The following is a 2,934-nucleotide window of genomic DNA, read 5'->3' on the forward strand; positions in this document are numbered from 1 at the left end:
ATGTCGATCAGTTACCAATTCGGCGACGTGGACGCCCACGGCGCACTCATTCGCGCCCAGGCCGCGTCGTTGGAAGCCGAGCACCAGGCCATCGTGCGCGATGTGCTGGCTGCCGGTGACTTCTGGGGCGGCGCCGGTTCGGTGGCCTGCCAGGAGTTCATCACCCAGCTGGGTCGCAACTTCCAGGTCATCTACGAACAAGCCAACGCTCACGGCCAAAAGGTGCAAACCGCGGGCAACAACATGAACTCCACCGACAACGCCGTCGGCGGCAGCTGGGCCTAAAAGGCACCCATTGCAGCCCGATTTCGCCGGACTCGTCCAAACTGGTACTCAGGTCTGCAGAGACGAAAGGAGAGCGACGTCATGCAGACGTTGAGTATCGCCGAGTTCGCGCTGCGGTTGGGCGTTGGGCTGGGCTGTGGCGCGCTAATCGGGATTGAGCGGCAGTGGCAGGCGCGGAGGGCCGGACTGCGCACCAACGCGCTAGTGGCCACGGGTGCGACGTTGTTCGTGCTCTATGCGGTTGTTACCAACGACAGCAGCCCAACCAGGGTGGCGTCGTATGTGGTGTCCGGAGTCGGCTTTCTCGGCGGTGGGGTGATCCTGCGCGAGGGCTTCAATGTGCGCGGACTCAACACAGCCGCAACCCTGTGGTGCTCGGCCGCGGTCGGAGTGCTCGCGGCTGGCGGGCATTTCGTGTTCGCCCTGATCGCCGCCGGCACCGTTGTCGGTGTTCACCTGCTGGGTCGCCCGTTGGGTCACCTGATCGACCGGGACAACGTGGTGGAGGAGGACGAGGATGACCAGCCGTACCAACTGCAGGTGATCTGTCGACCCAAGTCGGAAAAGTATGCACGCGCCCAGATTGTCCAGCGCACCGGCAGCGGCGAATTTGTGCTGCGCGGTATTCACACGGGCCGCGCCGGCGACGACAGCGTTGCCTTGACCGCCTACCTGCTTAGCGATGGCCACGCGCCGTCCCGGCTGGAAAAGCTGGTGGCCGAGCTCTCGCTGCAAGCGGGCATCCAGGCCGTGCACTGGTATGCCGGCGAGCAGGACGAGCCGATGCCCCGCGCGCCGCACGCAGACTAGTCTTGATCTGTGGATGCGATCGCGGGGTTCTTATCCGTGCTGCCTGAGCAGATGCGGGACCCGGTGCTGTTCGCGATTCCGTTTTTCCTCGTGCTGTTGATCCTGGAGTGGACCGCCGCCCGCAAACTTGAACACATTGAGCGGGAAGCCAACACCCGGCCCGGGTCGGGTGCGTACCTCACCGCAGATTCCTGGGCAAGCATCACGATGGGGCTGGTTTCAGTGGCCACCACGGCGGGGTGGAAATTCGTTGCGCTGCTGGGCTACGCCGCGATATATGCATACCTGGCCCCATGGCATCTATCCGCGACGCGTTGGTACACATGGGTTATCGCGATCGTCGGTGTGGATCTGCTCTACTACTGCTATCACCGCATGGCGCATCGGATTCGGCTGATCTGGGCTACCCACCAGGCCCACCACTCCAGCCAATACTTCAATTTCGCCACCGCGCTGCGTCAGAAGTGGAACAACAGCGGCGAGATTCTGATGTGGATCCCGTTGCCGCTGTTGGGTATTGCGCCCTGGCTGGTTTTCGTCAGTTTCTCGATCAACCTCATCTACCAGTTCTGGGTGCACACCGAGCGGATCGGCAGAATGTGGGCGCCTTTTGAATTCGTCTTCAACACGCCGTCGCACCACCGGGTGCACCACGGGATGGACCCGGAGTATCTCGACAAGAACTACGGCGGCATTTTCATCGTCTGGGACCGGCTGTTCGGCACCTTCCGGCAAGAGACATTCCGTCCGCACTACGGGCTCACCAAACAGGTTGATACGTTCAACGTCTGGAAGCTGCAAACGCACGAATATCTAGCTATCGCTCGGGATTTCCGGTCGGCGACGCGCCTGCGCGACCGGCTGGGCTATGTCTTCGGCCCCCCGGCCTGGCAGCCTCTCTCGACCAGCCGACCTGAGGTAACCGTCAGCCGTTAGCGGCCGTTCATCAATCGTTTTATTTGCAGCGTGCCGAATAGTTCCATCGCAAAGCCAACGTCAGTAGGGTCGAATTAGTCGTGCGGTTGTACGACTCCCGCCCGGTATCTGCCGGGGCCGCGATGATGAGGAGGGTATGCAGTGGCAGACACACTCACCGAAGGACAAAAACTTGTCAAGGGTGAATCGCTGACCTCAAGTAACGGGGCCTACACCCTGACGTTGCAAGACGACGGAAACCTGGTGCTGGCATCGCGCGGCAACGCGATCTGGGCGACGGGCACCGAGGGCCAAGACGCGGTACGCGCCGAGGTCCAAAGCGACGGCAACTTCGTCGTCTACACCGCTGACAAGCCGGTGTGGCACACCGACACCAAAGGCAAGAAGAACGTCAGGCTGGTCCTGCAGGACGATCGCAATCTCGTGCTGTATGCCGCCGACGGAGGTGCGGCGTGGTCGACGAAGACCGAGACCGACGCTCCACCACCACCCGAGCCAGAAGCCGAAGCCGCGCCTGCTGCGGAAGAAACAGCCGCGCCCACCGCGGAGGAGGCCGCCGTAGAGGAGGCCGCGCCAGCACCCCAACCGGAACCGGAACCCGCGCCGCGGACCTACACCGTCGAGTCGGGGGACACGTTGTGGGCCATCGCGGAGCGGTTCTACGGCGACGGCAGTAAATACCAGATCATCGCTGATGCCAGCGGCATCTCCAACCCTGATCTGATCCACCCCGGGGAAGTGCTGACGATTCCCTGATCGCGATCGGGAGCGCGCCGCACCAGGATCGGGGCCGGCGCGCTCCCTATCACCGCTCTCTGCCATAACCGCGAGATGCGTTGGGTTGGGCCGGTAATCTGAAAGCCGGCCGGCGCCGCGCCGGCCTCCAACCGATGGGAGTCGACG

4 protein-coding genes are annotated in these 2,934 nt (G+C 63.1%); all 4 read left to right on the forward strand.

Features of this window, described 5'->3' with window-relative positions; all coding sequences use genetic code 11:
• Nucleotides 1–285 (forward strand): WXG100 family type VII secretion target, encoded by a 285-nt coding sequence (locus tag WB785_RS10800; RefSeq protein WP_424079050.1) that lies wholly within the window; start codon nucleotides 1–3, stop codon nucleotides 283–285.
• Nucleotides 286–366: 81 nt separating this feature from the next.
• Nucleotides 367–1,095 carry an MgtC/SapB family protein gene (locus WB785_RS10805; RefSeq protein ID WP_424079052.1) on the forward strand — a complete coding sequence of 243 codons (729 nt, stop codon included), beginning with the start codon at nucleotides 367–369 and terminating at the stop codon, nucleotides 1,093–1,095.
• 9 nt (nucleotides 1,096–1,104) lie between these two features.
• Nucleotides 1,105–2,031 carry a sterol desaturase family protein gene (locus WB785_RS10810; protein WP_424079054.1) on the forward strand — a complete coding sequence of 309 codons (927 nt, stop codon included), beginning with the start codon at nucleotides 1,105–1,107 and terminating at the stop codon, nucleotides 2,029–2,031.
• Nucleotides 2,032–2,172: 141 nt separating this feature from the next.
• Entirely contained in the window at nucleotides 2,173–2,787 is a 615-nt protein-coding gene (locus WB785_RS10815) for a LysM peptidoglycan-binding domain-containing protein (protein WP_424079055.1), read from the forward strand.
• The last annotated feature ends 147 nt before the right edge of the window (nucleotides 2,788–2,934 follow it).

Origin of the sequence: Mycobacterium sp., from assembly GCF_049585075.1 — a bacterium.
GTDB lineage: Bacteria > Actinomycetota > Actinomycetes > Mycobacteriales > Mycobacteriaceae > Mycobacterium.

What these genes read in the sequence shown, in the direction of transcription:
- WB785_RS10800 (WP_424079050.1), top strand. Translation starts at nt 1, where the DNA reads ATGTCGATCAGTTACCAATTCGGCGACGTGGACGCCCACGGCGCACTC.
- WB785_RS10805 (WP_424079052.1), top strand. Translation starts at nt 367, where the DNA reads ATGCAGACGTTGAGTATCGCCGAGTTCGCGCTGCGGTTGGGCGTTGGG.